Below are 21,478 nucleotides of genomic sequence, written 5' to 3'. Positions count from 1 at the left end.
GGATGACACGCGGGACCGGCCCCCGGCCTCCGGGTTTCGGGGGCCGGGGGCCGGTCCAGCTGAAAGGCAGTGTCAAAAGCCGGTGGCTTTCATATGACGTTTCCCTTCGCCCGCTACGCGTGCTGGTACGCCACCAGGGAGATCCCGACGTAGTGGACGACGAACGCGGCGAGGGTGAGCGAGTGGAACACCTCGTGGAAGCCGAACCACCGGGGTGACGGGTTCGGCCGCTTGATCCCGTAGACCACGCCGCCCGCGCTGTAGAGCAGCCCGCCGACGATGACGAGCACCAGGACGGCGATACCGCCGGTGCGCATGAAGTCGGGGAGGAAGAAGACGGCGGCCCAGCCCATCGCGATGTAACAGGGCGTGTACAGCCATCGCGGGGCGCCGACCCAGAAGACGCGGAAGACGATGCCGGCCGCCGCGGCGGCCCAGATGCCCCACAGCAGCCACTGGCCCTTCGCGCCCGGCAGGAGCAGCAGGGCCAGGGGCGTGTAGGTGCCCGCGATGATCAGGAAGATGTTCGCGTGGTCGAGCCGGCGCAGTACGCCGTCCATGCGCGGGCTCCAGCTGCCGCGGTGGTAGAGCGCGCTCACCCCGAAGAGCAGACAGGCCGTCAGAACGTAGATCCCGCAGGCGACTCTGCCGCGGGGTGAGTGCGCGAGCGCCGTGAGCACCAGGCCGGCGACGAGGACGGCCGGGAACATTCCGAGGTGCAGCCACCCGCGCAGCCTCGGCTTGATGGGATGGGGCAGGGAGAGCGCGACGGGATCGCGGCCGGCTGCCGGCGAGTCCGTGGGCGCGTCGGGGACGGACGCAGTCATGCCCGGCATGGTACCTACGGAACCGTAAGTTGCGTATCCAGTGCGACCGGTATCACCCGGGCTGTCCGGCCTGTGCGGAAACCGTGCCAACGCAAAAAATCCTTCTGCTGAACCCTATGTAGACGCAAAGAATGGCGGGCATACGTGGCGATCCTCACTCCGCTCAGGTGTGACGTCCTCTGGACAGATGGGCGAGAACGTCGGATGATCAAATGAGTGAGGTCGGCACCGGATGAGCGGCTACGAAGCATCCGGGTCGCAGCCCCCACGGGGCAATCAACAGAAAACCCCTCTTCTAGGAGCGATCGTGGCGCGCGACATCGCGGCTCCCTCAACCGTCCCCACCCAGCACAAGGACCTGATCTCGTGGGTCAACGAGATCGCCGAACTGACGCAGCCGGACAGCGTGGTCTGGTGTGACGGATCCGAGGCCGAATACGAGCGCCTGTGCGAGGAGCTCGTCCGCAAGGGCACGTTCAAGAAGCTCGACCCGATCAAGCGCCCCAACTCCTACTACGCGGCCTCCGACCCGACCGACGTCGCCCGGGTGGAGGACCGTACGTTCATATGCTCCGAGCAGGAGCAGGACGCCGGCCCCACCAACCACTGGAAGGCACCCGCCGAGATGCGGGAGATCTTCCAGGGCGAGAACGGCCTGTTCCGCGGTTCCATGCGCGGCCGCACGATGTACGTCGTGCCGTTCTGCATGGGCCCGCTGGGCTCCCCGCTCTCCGCGATCGGTGTGGAGATCACCGACTCCGCGTACGTCGCCGTCTCCATGCGCACCATGACGCGCATGGGCCAGGCGGTCCTCGACGAACTCGGCTCCGAGGGCTTCTTCGTCAAGGCCGTCCACTCCCTCGGGGCCCCGCTGGAGCCCGGCCAGAAGGACGTCCCCTGGCCCTGCAACCAGACCAAGTTCATCTCGCACTTCCCCGAGAGCCGTGAGATCTGGTCGTACGGCTCCGGCTACGGCGGCAACGCGCTGCTCGGCAAGAAGTGCTACGCCCTGCGCATCGCCTCGGTCATGGCGCGCGACGAGGGCTGGCTCGCCGAGCACATGCTGATCCTCAAGCTCACGCCCCCGCAGGGCGAGTCGAAGTACGTCGCCGCGGCCTTCCCGAGCGCCTGCGGCAAGACGAACCTCGCCATGCTCGAGCCGACGATCTCCGGCTGGACGGTCGAGACGATCGGTGACGACATCGCGTGGATGCGCTTCGGCGAGGACGGCCGCCTGTACGCGATCAACCCCGAGGCCGGCTTCTTCGGTGTCGCGCCCGGTACCGGTGAGCACACCAACGCCAACGCGATGAAGACGCTGTGGGGCAACTCGGTCTTCACCAACGTCGCCCTCACCGACGACAACGACATCTGGTGGGAGGGCATGACGGAGGAGACTCCGGCCCACCTCACCGACTGGAAGGGCAACGACTGGACGCCGGAGTCCGGGACCCCGGCCGCCCACCCGAACGCCCGCTTCACGGTCCCCGCCTCGCAGTGCCCGATCATCGCGCCCGAGTGGGAGGACCCGAAGGGCGTGCCGATCTCGGCGATCCTCTTCGGCGGCCGCCGCGCCTCTGCGGTCCCGCTGGTCACGGAGTCCTTCGACTGGAACCACGGTGTCTTCCTCGGTGCGAACGTCGCCTCCGAGAAGACCGCCGCCGCCGAGGGCAAGGTCGGCGAGCTGCGCCGCGACCCGTTCGCCATGCTGCCGTTCTGCGGCTACAACATGGGCGACTACATGGGCCACTGGATCGATGTGGCCAAGGACAAGGACCAGTCCAAGCTGCCGAAGATCTACTACGTCAACTGGTTCCGCAAGAACGACGAGGGCAAGTTCGTCTGGCCCGGCTTCGGCGAGAACAGCCGCGTCCTGAAGTGGATCGTGGAGCGTCTGGAGGGCAAGGCCGAGGGCGTCGAGACCCCGATCGGCATCCTGCCGACGAAGGAGGCGCTGGACACGAACGGCCTGGAGCTGTCGGAGTCCGACCTCGACTTCCTGCTCACCGTCGACAAGGACGTGTGGCGCGAGGAGGCGGCCCTGGTGCCCGAGCACCTCAACACCTTCGGTGACCACACCCCGAAGGAACTCTGGGACCAGTACCGCGCGCTGGTGCAGCGCCTGGGCTGAGCCCACCGAAAAGCTCCGCGGCCGGTCCGGCATGCCCTGACCAGCGATGTCGTCACGAAGGCCGGCCGCGGTGACAGCACCGTGTTTGCACCGGGCCGGGGCCCGCACCGTACAACGGCGTACGGGTGCGGGCCCCGGCCCGGTGTCCGTATATCCCCGTACACACCGTGCAGAGCGCCGAAGAGCAGGCTGCATGGCCGTCGACCCGCTCGGATGCGCCCGCCGCACCGACGCTTGCGGAGGCCGAGCGGCAGGGCCCGCTGCCTTCCCGCGAGGGCGGTGCCGGTCTCGGCGGCCCGGGTCGCTCCGGCGGAGGGGCCACGGCGCCTGGGGCCGCAGGACCGCGTCGAATTCGCCCGGCGAAATCGACCGATAAACTCGGAGACCCATGCGTATCCTCGTGACCGGCGGTGCCGGATTCATCGGTTCGGAATACGTCCGGCGGCGGTTTGGAACGGACCCGGCGGCGCGGATCACCGTGCTCGACGGCCTCACGTATTCCGGGGTCGAGGCCAATCTCGCGCCGGTGGCGGAACACCCCGGCTACCGTTTCGTCCGGGGCGACATCTGCGATCCGGATCTGGTCGACCAGGTGATGCCGGGCCATGACGCGGTGGTCCACTTCGCCGCCGAGTCGCACGTGGACCGGTCGATCGACGGCGCCGGCCCGTTCGTCCGCACCAATGTGCTGGGCACCCAGGTGCTTCTGGACGCGGCCCACCGGCACGGCGTCGGCCGGTTCGTGCATGTCTCCACGGACGAGGTCTACGGCTCGATCGGCGAAGGATCCTGGACCGAGGAGTGCCCGCCGGCGCCCAACTCCCCGTACGCCGCGTCGAAGGCAGGCTCCGACCTCATCGCGCTCGCCTACCACCGCACCCACGGCCTGGACGTCGTGGTCACCCGCTGCTCCAACAACTACGGCCCGTACCAGTTCCCCGAGAAGGTCATCCCGCTCTTCATCACCCACCTGCTCGACGGCAGGACGGTCCCCCTGTACGGCGACGGGCGCAATGTGCGCGACTGGCTGCACGTCTCCGACCACTGCCGGGGCATCGACCTGGTCCTGCACGGCGGCAGGGCAGGCGAGGTCTACCACATCGGCGGCGGAACCGAGCTGAGCAACCACAAGCTGACCGGCCTGCTGCTGGACGCGGTCGGCGCGGGCTGGGACCGGGTCGAGTACGTGGCCGACCGCAAGGGCCACGACCTGCGCTACTCGCTGGACGACGGCAAGATCCGGGAACAGCTCGGCTATGCGCCCCAGGTCGACTTCTCGGACGGACTGGCCGCCACGGTGGCCTGGTACCGGACCCACCGCTCCTGGTGGGAGCCGCTCAAGGAGAGGGCGAAGCTGCACTGAGCACGAGCATGCAGGTGGAGGCGCGGTTCACCGGAATCGATGCCAATCTCGTGCTGTCATCCGTCCGTTGGGAGGGCTCTCCGGCAATTCGTCCGCAGACAGGGCCGCCACGGCCCCCGGGGCGGAAGCGGCCTGGAGAACGCGCGAGTTCGCGGGACCCCGGTGGGCAGGCGACGGAGACAGGGGTGGCACCCGGTCCGCGCGTCGCTGCTGGTGCACGCGGACCGGGGCCGTGAAGGGGAGCCGCCCTGGGCGGCTCGAGAGGGTCAGCCGGCGGCGATCGGCTCGCGCGGCTCGGCCGACGAGGCGGCATGCGCGTCCATACGCTCCGCCGACAGGATGGCCGCCGCCGTGTCCGCGCGGGACGCCGACACCACCAGGGCCCGGCCCGCGAGTGCGTGGGCGCGCCGGTGGAGGGCCGCGACCTGCGGTGCACCGCCGTGCGCGGCCGCCGCCGCACGGGCCGGCGGCACGCCTCCGCGCAGCCGCGTCACCTGCTCGGCAAGTCGCTCGGCCGCGGTGTCCAGCTCTCCGGAGGGTGCCAGGGCCCGCAGCTCGTCCGTGACCGCGAGCAGCGCGGCCAGATGGCCGGCGAGCTGGATGTCCAGCTCCTCCTCGCGGGAGCGGTGCGGGAAGTCGGGGGCGGGGCCGGCCGGCGTGTGGACCGACTTGGTGCGGATCGGTTCGTACATGGGACGGCCTCCTGTGCTCTGACAGGAAGCCATCCTAGCTTGGATTTCGTCTAAAGTTGAGCCTGATCGGGAACCGGGCCTGTCAGGGCTGGCTGTATCCGTCGAGGAAGTCCCCTATCCGCGTGATCGCCGCCGTCAGGTCGCCCACGTTCGGCAGGGTCACCACCCGGAAGTGATCGGGGTCCGGCCAGTTGAATCCCGTCCCCTGGACGACCATGATCTTCTCGCTCCGCAGCAGGTCGAGGACCATCTGCCGGTCGTCCTTGATCTTGAAGACCTTGGGGTCGAGGCGGGGGAACAGATACAGCGCGCCCTTCGGCTTGACACAGGTCACGCCGGGGATCCGGGTCAGCAGCTCGTACGCCGCGTCCCGCTGCTCCTTCAGTCGTCCGCCCGGCAGCACCAGATCGTTGATCGTCTGGCGGCCGCTGAGCGCCGCCACCACTCCGTGCTGGCCGGGCATGTTCGCGCACAGCCGCATGTTGGCGAGGATCGTCAGGCCCTCGATGTACGACTGCGCGTGCGCCCGGGGACCGGAGATCGACATCCAGCCCACCCGGTACCCCGCCACCCGGTACGCCTTGGACATGCCGTTGAACGTGAGGGTCAGCAGGTCCGGGGCGACGGCCGCCGTCGGGGTGTGCGTGGTGCCGTCGTAGAGGATCTTGTCGTAGATCTCGTCGGAGCAGACGAGGAGGTTGTGCCGGCGCGCGATGTCCGTCAGGCCGCGGAGCACGGCCTCGTCGTAGACGGCGCCCGTCGGGTTGTTCGGGTTGATGATGACGATGGCCTTGGTGCGGTCGGTGACCTTGCGCTCCACGTCCGCGAGGTCCGGCATCCAGTCGGACTGCTCGTCGCAGTGGTAGTGCACGGCCGTGCCGCCGGACAGGGACACCGCCGCCGTCCACAGGGGGTAGTCCGGTGCCGGTACGAGCACCTCGTCGCCGTCGTCCAGCAGGCCCTGCATCGCCATCACGATCAGCTCGGAGACGCCGTTGCCGACGAAGACGTGCTCGACGTCCGTCTCGATGCCGAGGGTCTGGTTGTGCATGACGACCGCCCGCCGGGCGGCGAGCAGGCCCTTGGCGTCGCCGTAGCCGTGGGCGGTCGAGACGTTGCGGAGGATGTCCTCGAGGATCTCGGGCGGGCACTCGAAGCCGAAGGCGGCAGGGTTGCCGGTGTTCAGCTTGAGGATGCGGTGACCCGCCGCCTCGAGCCGCATCGCCTCCTCGAGAACCGGGCCCCGGATCTCGTAGCAGACATTGGCGAGCTTCGTGGACTGGATCACCTGCATGTCGTGAGCTTACGGCCGTGTATCCGGTCGCGCCGCGTGTTTTCCACCACGTGGGCGGTGCCGGTTCGGCCGGTCGTCCCCGGTCGGCCGCATCACGCGTCACTTACGCCCCTACAATGCACGCCCATGTCTTGGGAACAAAGGCCCGGTGAGGGGACCCACGGCGGGCAGCCCGTCAACGGCGTGACGGGTGAACCCGGGGGTCCCCCGAACGTGTACCACCCCCACGCCGAGGCGACCCCCGAGTACGGCCGGTATGCCGACCCTGCCACCGCCCATGGCTGGCAGAACGCCTACGACGAGACGCGGGAGCTGCCCCGGTTGGCACCCGACGGGTACGGCCCGGTGGCGGCCGCCCCCGAAGGCGGCTCCCGGCACCGGAGGCGGTCCGCGCCGCGCTCCCGGGTGCCCGGCCGTGTGCTCATGGCCGTCGGGGCGCTCGGTGTCGTGGGTGTGGCCGCCGCTCTCGCCGGGAGCTTCGGCTCCGGGTCCGGCGGCAGCGCGCCGGGAGGCGCCGAGGAGTCCGCGCGACCGAAGGCGGCCCGGTCCGCGTCGGCCGCGGACGGCTCCCCGTCCACCTCCGCCTCGGTGGGCCCGTCCCGTTCCGTCGCGCCGGCCGCGGCGGGTGCGTCCCCGACGGCCTCCGCCTCCCGGGAGGCGGAGGCCACGCGGAGCGCGGCCCCGGCCACCTCCACGGCGGCGCCCACCGGCAATGCCCCGTCCACACCGCCCTCCGTCAGCGCGAGCCCCACCGAGTCTGCCAACTGGCACGGGCCGGGCCACGGGCACGGAGGTCCCAAGCACCCCTGGTAGAGGGGTCCGGCGGTCCGCCGCGGACGCGGACGCGCGCGCAGGAGCTTCGGTGAGACGGCCGAAAACCGCTCCTTGTCCCCGCATGGCGCTGCACTGACAATGCGCATGACAAAAACAGTGCATGACGAAAACGGGCGGGCCGGACGACCTCCGGCCCCTCTCGTCAGCGCAACCTCCTCAAGAGGGGACCCCCACATGAGAAAGCCCTTCGCCGCCGCGCTCTTCGCTCTGGTGATCGCCGGAGCCGGCGCGGCACCGGCGGTCGCGGCTCCCCAGGCCGCCCGGACCGCCCAGGCTCCCCGGGCCACGATCACGGCTTCCCGCACCACGGAGGCTTCCCGTACGGCCACCCTCCGGGCCGTCGACTTCGCCGGCACCGTCTCGCTCAGCAACTGCTCCGGTTCCGTCATCCGCTTCCCGAAGTCCGCGGACACCGACCCGGCGCTCGTGCTCACCAACGGCCACTGCCTGGAGACCGGCTTCCCGTCGCCCGGTGAGGTCATCGTCGACCAGTCCTCCAGCCGCTCCTTCGGACTGCTCAACTCCTCCGGCAGCCGGGTCGCGACGCTGCGCGCGAGCAAGGTCGCGTACTCCACGATGACCGACACGGACATCACGATCTACCAGCTCACCCGCACCTATGCGCAGATCAGGAGCTCGTACGGCATCAGCGCGCTCACTGTCGCCGACACCCACCCGGTCGCCGGCACCGCCATCAAGGTGGTCTCCGGCTACTGGAAGCGGATCTACAGCTGCAACGTCGACGGCTTCGTCTACCGCCTGAAGGAGGGCGACTGGACCTGGAAGGACTCGGTCCGCTACACCTCCGCCTGCAACACCATCGGCGGCACCTCGGGGTCGCCCGTCATCGACAACGCCACCGGCAAGGTCGTCGCCGTCAACAACACCGGCAACGAGGACGGCGAGCGCTGCACCGTCGACAACCCCTGCGAGGTCGACGCGAACGGCACGGTGACCGTGCGCCAGGGCATCAACTACGCCGAGGAGACCTACCAGATCCCCGCGTGCTTCGGCCCCGGCAACAAGCTGGACCTCGGCGCGAGCGGCTGCGTCCTGCCCAGGCCGTAACCGCCTGCGGCGGTGCGACGGCGGGCGGTCACACGGGAGTACTGCGGACCGCCCGCCCCGCCAGCACGTCCGTGCGGCGGCCGTCCTCGATCGCGAGACGGCCGTCGACCAGCACGTACGGGATTCCTGTCGGAAGCGTCCGCGGCCGTTCGAAGGTGGCGCCCGCCGCGACCGTGGCCGGGTCGAAGAGCACCAGGTCGGCGCGGTAGCCCTCGCGGACCAGACCGCGGTCCGGCAGCCGCAGCCGGGCCGCCGGTCGCGAGGTGAGACGGGCGACGCAGTCCTCCAGGGACAGCACCCCCAACTCGCGTACGTAGCGGCCGAGATAGTGCGGAAAGGTGCCGTACGCGCGAGGGTGCGGTTTCGCGCCCCGCAGGATGCCGTCGGAGCCGCCCGTGTGGACGCGGTGCCGCATGATCGCCCGGACGTTCTCCTCATGCCCCACGTGCTGGAGGATCGTCGGCGCCAGCCGGTCCTCGACCAGCAGCCGCCGGGCCGTCACCCAGGGGGCCTCGCCGCGCAGGTCCGCCGACTCCCGGACGGTCCTGCCGACGTACCCGGCGAGTTTCGGATCGCTCACCCCGGAGATCTCGACGGTGTCCCAGTCGACGGGGACACCGTGGCAGCCGTCGGCGCCGTTGATCTCCAGGTCGTGGCGGATCCGCTCGGCCGTCGCGGGATCGGTGAGCCTCCGCAGGATCTCCTCGGGGCCGCCCTCGCCCGCCCAGCCCGGCAGCAGCGCGGCCAGCGTCGTGGAGCCCGGGCTGTAGGGGTAGGTGTCCAGGGTGATGTCCGCGCCCGCCGCCAGGGCCTCGTCGAGCAGGGACAGCAGCTCGGGGGCGCGGCCCGCGTTCACGCCGAAGTTCATGGTGGCGTGCGCGAGGTGCAGCGGGCAGCCGGCCTCACGGGCCAGGGCCACCATCTCCGCGTACGCCTCCAGGGCGCCCGCCCCGTAACTGCGGTGGTGCGGGCAGTAGTAGCCGCCGTATCCGGCCACCACGCGGCACAGTTCGGTGAGTTCGGCGTTCCTGGCGTACATGCCGGGGGTGTAGGTGAGCCCGGACGACATGCCGACGGCGCCCTGCTCCATGCCCTCCGCGACCAGGCGCCGCATCCGGTCCAGCTCCTCGGGTGCCGCCTCCCGGTCCTCCCAGCCGACGGCCAGCATCCGGACCGTGCCGTGCGGGATCAGATAGGCGGCGTTGACCGCGATTCCCTGGTCCAGGCGGTCCAGGTACTCGCCCACCGACCGCCAGGTGAAGTCGACGTCGTCGCCGTACCCGTTCCAGCCGGTGATCGCGCGGCGGACCTCCTCCAGCGTCCGGTCGTCGACCGGCGCGTACGACAGCCCGTCCTGCCCGACGACCTCCAGCGTCACGCCCTGCGCCACCTTCGCGCTGTGGTCGGGGTCGCGCACCAGGGCGAGGTCGCTGTGGGCGTGCATGTCGATGAAGCCGGGGGCGAGGACCAGACCCTCCGCGTCCAGTTCCCGCATGGCGCGTGGGCGCTGGCAGCCCGCCGCCGCGGCCTCCTTCACGATCGCGGTGATCCTGCCGCGGTCGATCACGACGTCGGCGCGGTACGAGGGTGCCCCGCTGCCGTCCACCACGTCCGCGTCCCGGATGACGAGCTGCTCCACGACCGGCCCTCCTAGAAGAACGTACGAATGCAGTCGACGACCGTCCCGTCCGCCTCGGCCACCGGGATCACCTGCCATTTGTCGAAGGACGTGCACGGGTGGGACAGACCGAAGCCGACCCAGTCGCCCACCTCGACGTCCGCCTCGGGGCCGGTGCGCAGCCAGAGGTGCTGGTCCGACAGGGCCGTCACCTCGATCCCGGCCGCCGGGCGCTCGATGCCGTCCCGGCGTACCACCTGGGCCACGGGGAGGTCGAGGTCATGGGCCGCGTCCCGCTTGCCCGCGTTGACGAACGCCTGATCCGCCGACGGGCGGGACACCACCTGGGCCCACAGCCGGAAGGCGGGCTCCAGGGCGCCCTCCTCGGGCACCCGGTTGAACGGGGTCAGCCTGCGGTAGTGGACGTCGTCGTGCGAGACGTACGCGCCCGAGCGCAGCAACTTCAGGACGGGCAGCGAGAGATCGGGGATGCCGGCGAAGACGTCGGCGACCGCGTCGAACCACTCGCTCCCGCCGGCGCTCACCACGATCTCGTCGGCCCCGGCGAACCGTCCCGCCTTGTCGAACTCCACGGCGATCCCGACCAGCCGGTGCAGCCAGGCGCGCACCCGCTCCGGCGACGCCTCGGGGACCTGGGCCTCGTACCCCGCCACCCCCACCAGACGCAGCGTGTCGGTGCCCGCCACCGCCTCCGCGACCGCCAGGGCGTCCGCCTCCGTGCGCACGCCGGTGCGGGCGCCTTCGCCCGCGCCCAGCTCGACGACGACCTCCACGGGACGGGCGGCGCCCCGCAGCGCCGCGTCCATCAGCCGCACCCCGCGCACGGAGTCGACGTAGCAGACGAGGCGGAAGTCCGGGTCATCGGCCAGCTCGGCGGCGATCCAGCGCAGGGCCGCGGCGTCCACCAGCTCGTTGGCGAGGAACACCCGCCGGACCCCGAACGCCCTTGCCACCCGCACCTGGTGGGGGAGTGCGAGGGTGATGCCCCAGGCCCCGTGCTCGATCTGGCGGTGGAAGAGCTGCGGGGCCATGGACGTCTTGCCGTGCGGGGCGAAGGCGAGTCCGTGGCGGGTCGTGTAGGTCTCCATCAGGGCGAGGTTGTGCCGGAGGCGCTCGGCGGACAGGGCGAGGAGCGGGGTGGTGAAGCCGCCGGTGAACAGATTGCGGCGCTCGGCCGCCAGGCCGGCGAGGGTGAGTCCTTCGGCGTCCGGTGGGAGGCCCTTGAAGCGGTGGTCGACGCGTTCCGCCATGAGGGCGGTGAGGCGTTCTGCGGCGGTGGCGGCGTCCATGGGGCCTCCCTGAGGCCGGTCGTTGCGTCCTCTGCAACGACCGTTGCGTATCTCGCTTGTTGCTGTCTAACATCCCGGCCGACGCGGGGTCAACGGAGCCGCCGTGACCCGCGAAGCGAAGAGGAGCCACGTCCATCGTGACCGCCAACGGCCTGCCCGTCGCCGCTGCCGCCCCGGACGCCGCGGACACCGTGGATGTCGTCGCGCTCGGCGAGTCCATGGTCACGTTCATGCCGTCCGGGCCGGGCAGGCTCGCCGACGTGCCGTCCTTCGAGCGGGGCATCGGAGGCGCCGAGTCGAACGTCGCATGCGTGCTGGCGGCAGCCGGGCATTCCGCGCGGTGGGTCAGCAGGGTCGGGGCGGACGGCTTCGGCGATCACCTGGTGGAGGCCATCGGGGCGTACGGCGTCGACGTCGCGTCCGTACCGCGGGATCCGGCGCGCCCGACCGGGATCTACTTCCGCACGGCGGGGGACCGGGCGACCGGCGCCCATGAGGTGGCGTACTACCGGGCCGGCTCGGCGGCCTCGGCGATGACGGTGGAGAACGTCGATCTGGGCGCGGTGCGGGCCGGCCGTGTGCTGCATCTGTCCGGGATCACGGCCGCGCTGTCGGACGGCTGTCTGGGGCTGCTGCGGGAACTGACGGCACCTCGGGCCGGGGGCCCGCTCGTCTCCTTCGACGTCAACCACCGTCCCGGGCTGTGGCGCGACGGCGACGGGCCCGGGGTGCTGAGGGAACTGGCGCGCGGAGCCGACATCGTGTTCGTGGGGGCCGACGAGGCCCGCCAGGTGTGGGGGCTGCACGGCGCCCGCGCCGTCAGGGAGGCGCTGCCCGAGCCGGACATCGTGGTCGTCAAGCAGGGCAGGGGAGGGGCGACCGTCCTCGCGAGGGGGGCCGACGGCCTGAGCGAGGACGCCACGGGCACCGCCGACTTCGTGCGGGCGCTGAACGTCGACGTCGTGGCCGCCGTCGGCGCCGGTGACGCCTTCGCCGCCGGATTCCTCTCCGCCACCCTGCGCGGACTGCCCCTGCGGGACCGGTTGCGGCACGGGCACCTGATGGCCGCCGCCGCGCTGACCGTCCCCGGCGACCTCGCCACCCCTGCCTCGCGGGACCACGCCGATCGCCTGGCCGCACTCGACGACGACGCGTGGGGGACACTTCGACTCGGCCCCGGCTGGACCGAAGCCGACGCACGGGCCGAGGAGGAGGTACGTACGCCATGAGCCAGACCGTCGACCGGGCGCTGAGCATCCTGCCGCTGCTGGCCGAGGGACCCGCCGATCTCGGACAGGTCGCCGACCGGCTGGGCGTGCACAAGTCCACCGCCCTCCGCCTGCTGCGCACCCTGCACGAGCACGGCCTGGTCTACCGCCAGTCCGACCAGCGCTACCGCCTCGGCGCCCGCCTCTTCGCCCTCGCCCAGCAGGCCGTCGAGAACCTCGACGTCCGGGAGATCGCCCATCCCCACCTCGTCCGCCTCAACGAGGAGTGCGGACACACCGTCCACCTCGCGGTGTACGAGGAGAACGAGGTCCTCTACATCGACAAGGTGGACAGCCGCTACCCGGTGCGGATGTACTCCCGGATCGGGAAGCCGGTCGCCATCACCGTCGCGGCCGTCGCGAAGCTGCTTCTCGCCGATCTCCCCGAGCCGGAGCGCCGCGCCGTCGTGGACAGGCTCGACTACCCCCACTACACGGCCCGTTCGACGCCGAACGCCGCCGCCTACCTCCGGGAGCTGGCGACCGTGCGCGAACAGGGCTGGGCCAGCGACCTCGGCGGCCACGAGGAGTCCATCAACTGTGTAGCCGCCCCCGTCCGGGGAGCCGACGGACGGGTCGTCGCGGCCATGTCGGTCTCCGCGCCCAATGTCGTCGTCACCGCCGACGAACTCCTCACCCTCCTCCCGCTGGTGCGCCGGACCGCGGACGCCATCACCCGGGAGTACTCCGGCAACACCCCCGCAAAGGACGCCGTATGACGGACAAGATCGCTCTGACCCCGAAGACCCACACGGCCCCGCCCGCCCGTTTCTCCCACGGCGTGAGGAAGGGCAACATCCTCCAGGTCGCAGGCCAGGTGGGCTTCCTGCCCGCCGAGGAGGGCAGGCCGCCCACACCCGCGGGCCCCACCCTGCGCGAGCAGACCCTTCAGACCCTCGCCAACGTCGAGGCGATCCTGCAGGAGGGCGGGGCCGCCTGGGACGACGTGATGATGATCCGCGTCTATCTGACCGATGTGGACCACTTCGCCGAGATGAACGAGATCTACAACGCCTACTTCGACGAGCAGGGCCTCACCCAGCCGCCCGCCGCCCGGACCACCGTCTACGTGGGCCTCCCGGCCGGCCTCCTCGTCGAGATCGACGCGCTGGCCGTGCTCGGCTGACCCCGCGCCGGCCCACCACCGCTTCCGCACTCCGTACGCCTTCACGGCCCGGCGCCCCCACCCCCTGAGGTGCCGTGCCGCGATCCTCCCTGCCCGAAAGCTCCATGGCCTTACGAGAAGCAAGAGGTCCACCTGTCATGCTCATGCCTTCGCTCACGCCTGCCGCCGCCACGCCACCACCCGCCCCACCCCACACCGGCGGTCTGCTCGCCCTCGTCCACGGCACCGCCGGCCTGCTCACCGTCGCGGCACTCGGGATCGCGCTCCTGCTCGTCCTGATCATCAAGGTGAGACTCCAGCCCTTCGTGGCGCTGCTCACCGTCTCCATAGCCGTCGGCCTCGGCGCGGGCCTGTCGGTCACCGAACTGTTCGGCACGGTCCAGCGCTCCGACGCCGTCTCCCTCATCGAGTCCGGCATGGGCGGCACCCTCGGCCATGTCGCCGTCATCATCGGCCTGGGCACGATGCTCGGTGCCGTCCTGGAAGTCAGCGGCGGCGCCAAGGTCCTGGCCTCCCGGCTGCTGAACCTCTTCGGCGAGCGGCGCGCCCCGCTCGCCATGGGCCTCACCGGTCTGATCTTCGGCATCCCGGTCTTCTTCGACGTCGGCATCTTCGTGCTCGCGCCGATCGTGTACGCGGCCGCCAGGAGGGGCGGCAAGTCGATCCTGCTCTACTGCCTTCCGCTGCTCGCCGGCCTGTCGATGACCCACGCCTTCCTGCCGCCGCACCCCGGTCCGGTGGCCGCCGCCGGTCTGCTCAAGGTCGACCTCGGCATGGTCATCCTGATGGGCATCGTCTGCGGCATCCCGGCGGTGCTGGCCGCGTGGGCGTGGTCGGCCTGGATCGGCAGGCGGATCTTCGTAGCCGTACCGCAGGACATGGTCGAGGCGGCCGAGGAGGCGAAGGCGGCGCTGGCCGAGGAGCAGTCGGCGGCCGGTGTCGACCCGCCGGAGAAGCCGGTCCCGCTCGCCACGGTGCTCGCCATCATCGGCACCCCGCTGGTCCTCATCCTCCTCGCCACCTTCTCGTCGATCGCCTTTGCCCCCTCCTCGGTGCGGTCGGTGATCGAGTTCTTCGGCCACCCCTTCGTGGCGCTGACGATCGCGCTGCTGCTGGCCTACTACCTGCTGGGCATCCGCCGCGGCTGGTCCCGCAAGTCCCTGGAGGCGGTGTCGACCGCCTCCCTCAAGCCGGTCGGCAACATCCTGCTCGTGGTCGGCGCGGGAGGTGTCTTCGGCGCGGTGCTCAAGGGCAGCGGGGTCGCACAGGCCCTCTCCGAGACCTTCCACGACGTCGGCCTGCCGGTGATCGTCCTGTCGTACCTGATCTCGCTGGTCCTGCGCGTGGCCCAGGGCTCGGCGACGGTCGCGATCGTCACCACGGCGGGCATCGTCGCCCCGCTGCTGACGGGGAGCCACCACTCCGAGGGCTTCGCGGCCCTGGTCATCGTGGCCGTCTCGGCGGGCTCGATCTTCGCCTCGCACGTCAACGACGGTGGGTTCTGGATGGTGGCCAAGTACTTCGGGATCAGCGAACGGGACACGCTGCGCACGTGGACCGTACTGGAATCGGTGCTGTCGGTGGCCGGGTTCGCGGTGGCCGCGGCGGTGAGCGTCTTCGTATAGGAACGGCGAAGATTCGTATAACGATGCAGGGGTCGGCTGTGTCCGTCACAGGATCTTGGACCATACTGCCCGCTGTGGAGCAGCGCATAGGTCCGAGCAGCCAGCCCCTGGAGGGTGCCGGGTTCGACCCGGCCTTCATCCCCGGGCTCACCTCACCCGTGTCCCGCGACGGGCAGGACTCCGCCGAGCGGAAGGGCTCCGCGGAGCCCGGCGGCTCCGCCGAACCGGAGGACGCGGTCCCGGCCGGCGGGAAGGCCGCCGCCGGGGAACCCGACGACGAGGTCGCCGCGGTGGAAGGTGACGCGGAGGAAGCCGGCGCGGTGGAAGGCGCCGCGGAGGAAGGCGGCGCGGAGGAAGGCGGCGCGGAGGAAGGTGACGCGGACGAAGCCGGTACGGTGGAAGCCGCCGGGGAGGCCCCGCAGGGTCCCGTCTTCGAGGCCGCCGACCGCCGCGCGCGGATCGTCGCGGACCACAGCGGTGTACGGCTGCGCCTGGACGACCAGGAGTGCGAGTTCCGCTGGGACGAGATCGGTGCCGTCGAGACCGAGACCGCGCGCTTCGGCAAGCGGTTCACCGTCACGGTGCACACCCCTGACCGCCGCTGGTACCCGATCGAGATCGAGGCGACGGCCAGGGCGCGCTTCAAGGAGTGGGAGACCCGGCTGGACGAGGTTCTGGACGCCTACTTCGAGGACGGCGAGAAGGAACCCGCCGCCCTCGCGAAGGGCGACGACTGAACCGCGCCGTCAGCTGCAGTACTGGGCCTCCTTGCCGATGGAGCGGTACATGCAGTCCGCGTTCTCGAGCAGTTGCAGCACCGCGTCGCGGTTGCGTGAGGTCTCCCGCTCGATGACCTCGTCGGGCGGGTAGAACCCGCCCGACGAACTGGACGTCGGATACATCTCGAAGGTGTAGTCGAAGATCTTCTGGGTGCCCCAGAGATAGTCGTCGATCGACCCGTCGGTGATGTAGAGATCGCTCGACTGCTCGGGCGTGTAGCCGTTGCTCGCGGCCATCTTCCGCCCCACGGCCTTGAAGGCGGCGGCATCGTCCGCCGTCATGCCCGGCGCCGTGTCCGAGTACGTGTACCCGAAGGGCCACAGCACGAGTTCGCTGTACGTGTGGAAGTCGATGCCCGCCTTGATCTGCTGCTTCCCGCCGACGACCCGGCTGCGCACGAAGTCGGCGACCACCTTCACCTCGGGCGCCGACTCGGCGGACGCCCCGCGGTACGTCTCCGACGACTTCGAGCCGGAGGAGCCGCCGCAGCAGCCCCACTTGTAGTTCCAGTTGCGGTTCAGATCGGTACCGACGTACGAGGAACCGGAGTTGGGCTGGCGGTTCTTGCGCCACGAGCGGTACGAGCCGGTCGCGATGTCGTACTCGCCGCCGTCCGGGTTGAGGTCGGGGACGATCCAGATCTCCCGGCTGTTCACGATGTCGGTGATCCCGGGGTCGCTGCCGTAGCCCGCCCCCAGCTCGCGCAGCAGGTACAGCGCCATCTCGACCGTCAGATGCTCGCGCGCGTGCTGGTGGAAGGTGAACAGGACCTCGGGCTCGTTCTCGTCGGTCGCCACGTTGTCGCTGACCTTGATGGCGACGATGTCCCGGCCCTGGTACGACTTGCCGATCACCCGTCTGCTCATGATGTTCGGGTAGGCCGCGAGCCGCTGGTCGATCTCCGCGTTCATCTCGGCGTAGTTGTGGTACTTCGAGTCCGCCGAGGGGAAGTCGAAGAGCCGTACGTCGCCCCCGCCGCCGGAGCGGTCGGGGACGGCCGCGAGCGGGGTGACGTCATAGCCCAGTGCCCGCAGCCTCTTGATCTGTTCCGCGCGGCCCGAGACGACGACCGTCTCCTCGTCCGCCTCGTCGACCGTCACGCCGGTCCGCTGAAGGGCCGTGCGGGTCAGGGGAGTCGTGCCCTGATGGATCTCGTACTGGCGGACGTCGTCGGACGAGGAGCGGTCCGGCCGGGCGCCGGTGGCCGTGGCGCTGGTGGTGGCCGCGACGGGTGCCGCGAGGGCGAGTGCCAGAAGGGTGGCGAGGGCGGCGGTCCGTCTGCCGCCACGGGTGCCCGATCCGCGGATGCGAAGTCGCATGAAGTCTCCTTGTGTCTCCAGGGTTCCGGGGTCTCCGGATGTGGGGTGGAGTGGAGCGGGGGGTGGTTCGTTCGCTGCGACGTACGTGCGGGTGTTGCGCTCATGGTGCGCAAATGGCATGAACAGTTCAAGTACGTGTCGAGGAACCGAGGGAAACACGGCTCGGGCCCCGGGGGCGAACAGCCCCCGGGGCCAGGCCGGTCGACGCGGGATCAGTCGCGCGAGAACCACCTCTCGCTGGTGGCGATGGTCTCCATCTGCTTCGGGGTGAGCGCGGGGGCCTCACGGGTCGCGGGGGTGTGCTGGGTCCCGGAGTTGAAGGCGCTGATCACCACCCGGCGGCCGTCGGGACGCATGGTGTCGACGGTCCACATGACGACTCCCCTGCCGCCCTTGTCGCCGGGCCCCTGGTGTGTGGCGACCCTGGTGCCGTCGGGCAGGGTCCTGGAACCGGAGCCGAAGAGCTGGTTCGCGAGACCGGACATGTCCGCCTGGACGTTGACCTGCACCATGCTCGCGCCCTTGCCGTCGTCGATGACGACGTATCCGAACCCGGGGTCCGCGACGCCCTTCTTGACGACCTCTGCCCCCTTGGGCAGGAGGGTGGCGAGCGTGGCCGACACCGAGCCTCCGGGGACGCCCTGCGACCGGCTCGGCTCTGCCGTCGGCACGCGGGGATCGGCGGGGATGGCATCGGCGACGGACCGCCACGCCGCCGCGCCGGCGAGCATTTTGAGCTGGTCCGGGGAGAGCGGAGGCCGGCTGCGGCTGACGGGCGCGCCCTTCTCGGCGGGGGCGTTCCACTCCTGGACGCTGATGTGCTGCCCCTTCGGCGTGACCAGCTCGGCGCTCCACAGCTTCGTGTCGACGCGGCGGTCCGGGTACTCGTATCCCTGGAGGATCATGAGCGTCGAACCGTCGGCGAGCCTGCCCGAGGTGCAGGCGTCGTACGGGACGAACACCTTGTCGGGGCACGCGGTGGTCTCCAGAGCCTGGCTGCCGCCGGGCCGAACGCGATCCACCATGACGGCGACGGCGGCCTTGCCCTTGCCGTCGTCGTAGACGACCCGTGCGTACGGCGGCAGCTGCTCGCCAGTGCCGCGCCCCTCTTCGCCGCTGAACTTCCCCTTGGGCAGCAGCCTTTCGAGGGTGCGGACGACGTCGTCGGCGGACATGGCGGACGGCCGCGTGGGCGAGGCGGCCGGGGTCGGGGGGGCCGACGGGCTGCCGGCCACGGAGTGCCGCCGTCCGCCGTCCGTCTGGATTCCGGGCAGGACGAGCGCCCCGCCCAGCCCGACGAGTGCCACGCCGGTCACACCGCCCGCGATGGCGGCCCGGCGCCGGCGGATCTTCCGGCCGCGTGTTTCGCCGCGGGCGGCCAGGTCGAGCCGGTGGCTCTCGAAGGTGCCGCCGGCCTGGCGCAGGGCCGAGGCGAACTGGTCCTCGAAGGGGTCGTGCTCTTCAACGGGCATGGCAAAACCGCCGTTTCTGCGGGTGGGATGGTGGTCGTCGGCCGGTCGGACGGAGTGGATCCCGGAGCCGGAGTCGCGGAATCCCGGTGTCTCCGGCGGGTCAGGGCGTCGCGTACTCGCTGAGGGCGCCGCCGAGCAGGGTGCGCAGCCGGGCGAGGGCCCGGACGCAGCGGGTGCGGACGGCTGCCGAACTGGTGTTCATGACTGCCGCGGTCTCCTCGATGCTGCGGTCCTCCCAGTAGCGCAGGACGACCACGGCGCGGTCCTTGGCGGACAGCCGTCCGAGCGCGTCGACAAGGGTGAGCCGCAGCGGTGCGTCCCCGGCCGTGCCCGGATCGGGCACCTCGGGGAGCACATCGGTGGCGCGTTCCCTACGGCTGCTGTGGCGCCGCTGATGCGCGAGGAAGGTGCGGGTGAGAACGGTCTGGGCGTATCCGGCGGGGTTGTCGGCGCGGGAGACGCGTCCCCAGCGGAGGTACACCCGGCCCAGGGTCTCCTGGACCAGGTCCTCGGCGAGATGGGTGTCGCCGCCGGTGAGCAGACAGGCGGACCGGTACAGATGCCCGGCCCGCGCCGCCGCGAACTCCGGGTACCCGTCGCTGCGGCTCTGTCTCATGCGTCCCCCGTCGTGCCGTGTCGTGTGGTGCTGCCGGCCGTCCCGTACGGCCCTCACCTCATTGATGCGGTGGCACCACGGAAATGTTTCAACGGGCCCGAGAGGAGGCCGCCTCCGGGGGTGGCCCCGGAGGACAGGGCGGACGCCCGGCCCTCGAAGGGCCGGGCGTCCGGGGTGCGGTGCGCACCGGGGGTCAGGGCAGCGCGTGTACGTGCGGGCCCACCGTGTTCGACCAGGCGTTGCCCGACGCCGCGTCCCAGTTCGTCGACCAGGTCATCGCGCCCCGCAGATCCGGGTAGGTCTTCGAGGGCTTGAAGGAGCCGCAGCCGGTGCCCTTCGCCAGACAGTCGAGGGCGTTGTTCACCACCGTCGGGGAGACGTAACCGCTGCCCGCCCCGCTCGCCGAGGCGGGGACGCCCAGGCCCACCTGGGACGGGGACAGGCCGCCCTGGAGCTGGATGCAGGCCAGGGCCGTCAGGAAGTCCACCGAGCCCTGGCTGTAGACCTTGCCGTCGCAGCCCAGCATGGAACCGCTGTTGTAGTACTGGGTGTTGACGACCGTGAGGATGTCCTTGATGTTCAGCGCGGTCTGGAAGTAGCCGTACGACGTCGACTGCATGTCGATCGTCTGCGGGGCCATGGTGATGATCAGCGACGAGCCCGCCTTCGCCGACAGCGAGCGCAGCGCCTGCGTCATGTACGTCGCGTTGATGCCGTTCTCCAGATCGATGTCCACGCCGTCGAAGCCGTAGGTCTGCATCAGCGAGTAGACCGAGTTCGCGAAGTTCGCCGCCGAGGTCGCGTCGCTCACCGAGACCGTGCCGTTCTGCCCGCCGACCGAGATGACCACCTTCTTGCCGGCCGCGTGCTTGGCGGCGATGTCCGCCTTGAACCGGTCCACCGTGTAGCCGCCGAGGCCGGAGGAGTCCAGGTTGAAGGACACCGCGCCCGGCGTGCTCGTCGCGTCGGCGAACGCCACCGCGATGATGTCGTACTGCGACGGCACGTCCGAGAGCCTCTGCACCGTGGCGCCGTTGTCGAAGTTCTGCCAGTAGCCCGTCACCGCGTGCTTCGGCAGCCCCCCGGTTCCGCCGCCGGACGAGGGGGCCGTCGTGGCCGTCACCGGCGCCGACTTCGGCGACTCGCCCGCCGCGTTCGTCGCCGTCACCTGGAAGGAATACGACGTCGACGGGGACAGGCCCGTCACCGTGGCCGAGGCGCCGGTCACGCCGGACACCTTCATGCCGCCCTGGTAGACGTTGTAACCCGTCGCGCCCGACACCGCGTTCCAGGACAGGGAGGCCGACGAGGACGTGGTGGAGGAGACCGTGAGACCGGTGGGGGCCGCGGGCACGGTCGGGGACGGGTCACCTCCGCCGCCCCCGTCCGGGCCGTACACCGACACGTCGTCCGCGTAGTAGGCCGCCTGGCCGTACCAGCCGTGCAGGTACACGGTCACCGAGGTCGTCGAGGCACCGGTGGTGAAGGTCGTCGACAGCTGCTTCCAGCCCGGCGAGTCCGGCGTCCATGTCGACACGTCCGTCGTGCCCGTGCCCGTCGCGCCCAGGTAGGTGTAACCGCCTTGCACCCACGCGCCCAGCGTGTACGTCGAGTTGGGCTTGACCGCCACCGTCTGGGTGCAGCGCGCGTTGTCCTGGCCCGCCGGGGTCGCCTTCAGTGCGGCCGCCCCGCCGTGGGCCGGGGACGGCACCGTCGTACCGCTGCCGGCCGAACAGGTCCAGTCGGCGAGGCCGGACTCGAAGCCGGCGTTCCTGGCGTTGTTCACGTCCGCCGCAGCCGCGTGCCCGGTGCCCAGGAAGGTGAGGGCGAGCGCGGCGACGGCGGTCGCGGCCAGGGTCCGTCTGCGGCGGAGCATGCCTGGTACGCGGTCCACTTGGGCCTCCGATGGGGGAGAGGGGGGTTCGGGGAGGAACGGTGGCCACCGCCTGACGAGAAACTTGGTCCAGACCAATTGGCTTGTCAAGACCTCTGGCACCGCCAACGCCTCGATCGCCGGGGCAAGTTGCGGCATATGCGCCTACGCTGTGTCGATCAAGCTGGCACCTTCGGTGAGATGATCTTCCGGATTCGGTGTTGAGGCGGGCACGCCGTGGATATGGTGCTGTTGCAGGACG

At 70.8% G+C, this 21,478-nt stretch carries 18 protein-coding genes; 9 read left to right on the top strand and 9 right to left on the bottom strand.

What is annotated here, in order from left to right; genetic code table 11:
* Positions 1-113 precede the first annotated feature (113 nt).
* Positions 114-827 carry a PAQR family membrane homeostasis protein TrhA gene (gene trhA, locus LZ604_RS05890; protein WP_234513156.1) on the bottom strand — a complete coding sequence of 238 codons (714 nt, stop codon included), beginning with the start codon at positions 825-827 and terminating at the stop codon, positions 114-116.
* A 307-nt stretch (positions 828-1,134) separates the two neighbouring features.
* Here trhA and LZ604_RS05885 point away from each other — a divergent pair, with 307 nt between their 5' ends.
* Positions 1,135-2,958 carry a phosphoenolpyruvate carboxykinase (GTP) gene (locus tag LZ604_RS05885; RefSeq protein ID WP_234513155.1) on the top strand — a complete coding sequence of 608 codons (1,824 nt, stop codon included), beginning with the start codon at positions 1,135-1,137 and terminating at the stop codon, positions 2,956-2,958.
* Between the two features lie 388 nt (positions 2,959-3,346).
* Positions 3,347-4,321, top strand: a complete 975-nt coding sequence (gene rfbB / locus LZ604_RS05880) for a dTDP-glucose 4,6-dehydratase (RefSeq protein WP_234513154.1) — start codon at positions 3,347-3,349, stop codon at positions 4,319-4,321.
* A gap of 266 nt (positions 4,322-4,587) precedes the next feature.
* Here rfbB and LZ604_RS05875 read toward each other — a convergent pair whose 3' ends face one another.
* The gene (locus tag LZ604_RS05875) at positions 4,588-5,013 is read right to left on the bottom strand and encodes an SCO4983 family protein (RefSeq protein WP_234513153.1); all 426 of its coding nucleotides are present in this window, start codon (positions 5,011-5,013) and stop codon (positions 4,588-4,590) included.
* Positions 5,014-5,095: 82 nt separating this feature from the next.
* On the bottom strand, positions 5,096-6,307 hold the full coding sequence (locus tag LZ604_RS05870; RefSeq protein ID WP_234513152.1) for a pyridoxal phosphate-dependent aminotransferase: 1,212 nt from the start codon (positions 6,305-6,307) through the stop codon (positions 5,096-5,098).
* Between the two features lie 126 nt (positions 6,308-6,433).
* On the opposite strand from LZ604_RS05870, the gene LZ604_RS05865 reads away from it, so the two are divergent.
* Together LZ604_RS05865 and LZ604_RS05860 are read left to right on the top strand one after the other, a co-directional pair.
* Positions 6,434-7,120 (top strand): hypothetical protein, encoded by a 687-nt coding sequence (locus LZ604_RS05865; RefSeq protein ID WP_234513151.1) that lies wholly within the window; start codon positions 6,434-6,436, stop codon positions 7,118-7,120.
* Positions 7,121-7,315: 195 nt separating this feature from the next.
* Positions 7,316-8,209 carry a S1 family peptidase gene (locus LZ604_RS05860; protein WP_234513150.1) on the top strand — a complete coding sequence of 298 codons (894 nt, stop codon included), beginning with the start codon at positions 7,316-7,318 and terminating at the stop codon, positions 8,207-8,209.
* Between the two features lie 28 nt (positions 8,210-8,237).
* On the opposite strand, the gene LZ604_RS05855 is transcribed toward LZ604_RS05860, so the two are convergent.
* Positions 8,238-9,848, bottom strand: coding sequence for an N-acyl-D-amino-acid deacylase family protein (locus LZ604_RS05855; protein WP_234513149.1), 1,611 nt, complete (start codon positions 9,846-9,848; stop codon positions 8,238-8,240).
* Between the two features lie 11 nt (positions 9,849-9,859).
* Positions 9,860-11,137, bottom strand: coding sequence for an amino acid deaminase (locus LZ604_RS05850; RefSeq protein ID WP_234513147.1), 1,278 nt, complete (start codon positions 11,135-11,137; stop codon positions 9,860-9,862).
* A 137-nt stretch (positions 11,138-11,274) separates the two neighbouring features.
* Between LZ604_RS05850 and LZ604_RS05845 the strand changes: the two genes are divergently transcribed.
* From LZ604_RS05845 to LZ604_RS05825, 5 genes are all read left to right on the top strand, one after another.
* The gene (locus tag LZ604_RS05845) at positions 11,275-12,366 is read left to right on the top strand and encodes a sugar kinase (RefSeq protein ID WP_234513145.1); all 1,092 of its coding nucleotides are present in this window, start codon (positions 11,275-11,277) and stop codon (positions 12,364-12,366) included.
* Complete coding sequence (locus LZ604_RS05840) at positions 12,363-13,124, top strand: IclR family transcriptional regulator (RefSeq protein WP_234513143.1); 762 nt, start codon at positions 12,363-12,365, stop codon at positions 13,122-13,124. The genes LZ604_RS05845 and LZ604_RS05840 overlap by 4 nt, the downstream gene beginning before the upstream one ends.
* Positions 13,121-13,531, top strand: coding sequence for a RidA family protein (locus tag LZ604_RS05835; protein ID WP_234513141.1), 411 nt, complete (start codon positions 13,121-13,123; stop codon positions 13,529-13,531). Before LZ604_RS05840 ends, LZ604_RS05835 begins: the two co-directional genes overlap by 4 nt.
* Before the next feature lie 137 nt (positions 13,532-13,668).
* Positions 13,669-15,156: a GntP family permease gene (locus LZ604_RS05830; protein WP_234513140.1), complete on the top strand. Its 1,488-nt coding sequence runs from the start codon at positions 13,669-13,671 to the stop codon at positions 15,154-15,156.
* Between the two features lie 74 nt (positions 15,157-15,230).
* Complete coding sequence (locus tag LZ604_RS05825; protein ID WP_234513139.1) at positions 15,231-15,893, top strand: hypothetical protein; 663 nt, start codon at positions 15,231-15,233, stop codon at positions 15,891-15,893.
* A gap of 9 nt (positions 15,894-15,902) precedes the next feature.
* Here LZ604_RS05825 and LZ604_RS05820 read toward each other — a convergent pair whose 3' ends face one another.
* From LZ604_RS05820 to LZ604_RS05805, 4 genes are all read right to left on the bottom strand, one after another.
* Positions 15,903-17,255 (bottom strand): M14 family metallopeptidase, encoded by a 1,353-nt coding sequence (locus LZ604_RS05820; protein WP_234513138.1) that lies wholly within the window; start codon positions 17,253-17,255, stop codon positions 15,903-15,905.
* 212 nt (positions 17,256-17,467) lie between these two features.
* On the bottom strand, positions 17,468-18,727 hold the full coding sequence (locus LZ604_RS05815) for a hypothetical protein (RefSeq protein WP_234513137.1): 1,260 nt from the start codon (positions 18,725-18,727) through the stop codon (positions 17,468-17,470).
* 100 nt (positions 18,728-18,827) lie between these two features.
* Entirely contained in the window at positions 18,828-19,343 is a 516-nt protein-coding gene (locus tag LZ604_RS05810) for a SigE family RNA polymerase sigma factor (protein ID WP_234513136.1), read from the bottom strand.
* Positions 19,344-19,536: 193 nt separating this feature from the next.
* Entirely contained in the window at positions 19,537-21,219 is a 1,683-nt protein-coding gene (locus LZ604_RS05805; RefSeq protein WP_234513520.1) for a chitinase, read from the bottom strand.
* Positions 21,220-21,478: the final 259 nt, after the last annotated feature.

The organism is Streptomyces glomeratus (genome assembly GCF_021462825.1).
Lineage (GTDB): Bacteria > Actinomycetota > Actinomycetes > Streptomycetales > Streptomycetaceae > Streptomyces > Streptomyces glomeratus.
The sequence above is the reverse complement of the archived record's forward strand: the minus strand, read 5'-3'. Positions and strand labels throughout refer to the sequence as shown.

What these genes read in the sequence shown, in the direction of transcription:
- trhA (WP_234513156.1), bottom strand. Translation starts at nt 827, where the DNA reads ATGACTGCGTCCGTCCCCGACGCGCCCACGGACTCGCCGGCAGCCGGC.
- rfbB (WP_234513154.1), top strand. Translation starts at nt 3,347, where the DNA reads ATGCGTATCCTCGTGACCGGCGGTGCCGGATTCATCGGTTCGGAATAC.
- LZ604_RS05875 (WP_234513153.1), bottom strand. Translation starts at nt 5,013, where the DNA reads ATGTACGAACCGATCCGCACCAAGTCGGTCCACACGCCGGCCGGCCCC.
- LZ604_RS05870 (WP_234513152.1), bottom strand. Translation starts at nt 6,307, where the DNA reads ATGCAGGTGATCCAGTCCACGAAGCTCGCCAATGTCTGCTACGAGATC.
- LZ604_RS05865 (WP_234513151.1), top strand. Translation starts at nt 6,434, where the DNA reads ATGTCTTGGGAACAAAGGCCCGGTGAGGGGACCCACGGCGGGCAGCCC.
- LZ604_RS05860 (WP_234513150.1), top strand. Translation starts at nt 7,316, where the DNA reads ATGAGAAAGCCCTTCGCCGCCGCGCTCTTCGCTCTGGTGATCGCCGGA.
- LZ604_RS05850 (WP_234513147.1), bottom strand. Translation starts at nt 11,137, where the DNA reads ATGGACGCCGCCACCGCCGCAGAACGCCTCACCGCCCTCATGGCGGAA.
- LZ604_RS05840 (WP_234513143.1), top strand. Translation starts at nt 12,363, where the DNA reads ATGAGCCAGACCGTCGACCGGGCGCTGAGCATCCTGCCGCTGCTGGCC.
- LZ604_RS05835 (WP_234513141.1), top strand. Translation starts at nt 13,121, where the DNA reads ATGACGGACAAGATCGCTCTGACCCCGAAGACCCACACGGCCCCGCCC.
- LZ604_RS05830 (WP_234513140.1), top strand. Translation starts at nt 13,669, where the DNA reads ATGCTCATGCCTTCGCTCACGCCTGCCGCCGCCACGCCACCACCCGCC.
- LZ604_RS05820 (WP_234513138.1), bottom strand. Translation starts at nt 17,255, where the DNA reads ATGCGACTTCGCATCCGCGGATCGGGCACCCGTGGCGGCAGACGGACC.
- LZ604_RS05815 (WP_234513137.1), bottom strand. Translation starts at nt 18,727, where the DNA reads ATGCCCGTTGAAGAGCACGACCCCTTCGAGGACCAGTTCGCCTCGGCC.
- LZ604_RS05810 (WP_234513136.1), bottom strand. Translation starts at nt 19,343, where the DNA reads ATGAGACAGAGCCGCAGCGACGGGTACCCGGAGTTCGCGGCGGCGCGG.
- LZ604_RS05805 (WP_234513520.1), bottom strand. Translation starts at nt 21,219, where the DNA reads ATGCTCCGCCGCAGACGGACCCTGGCCGCGACCGCCGTCGCCGCGCTC.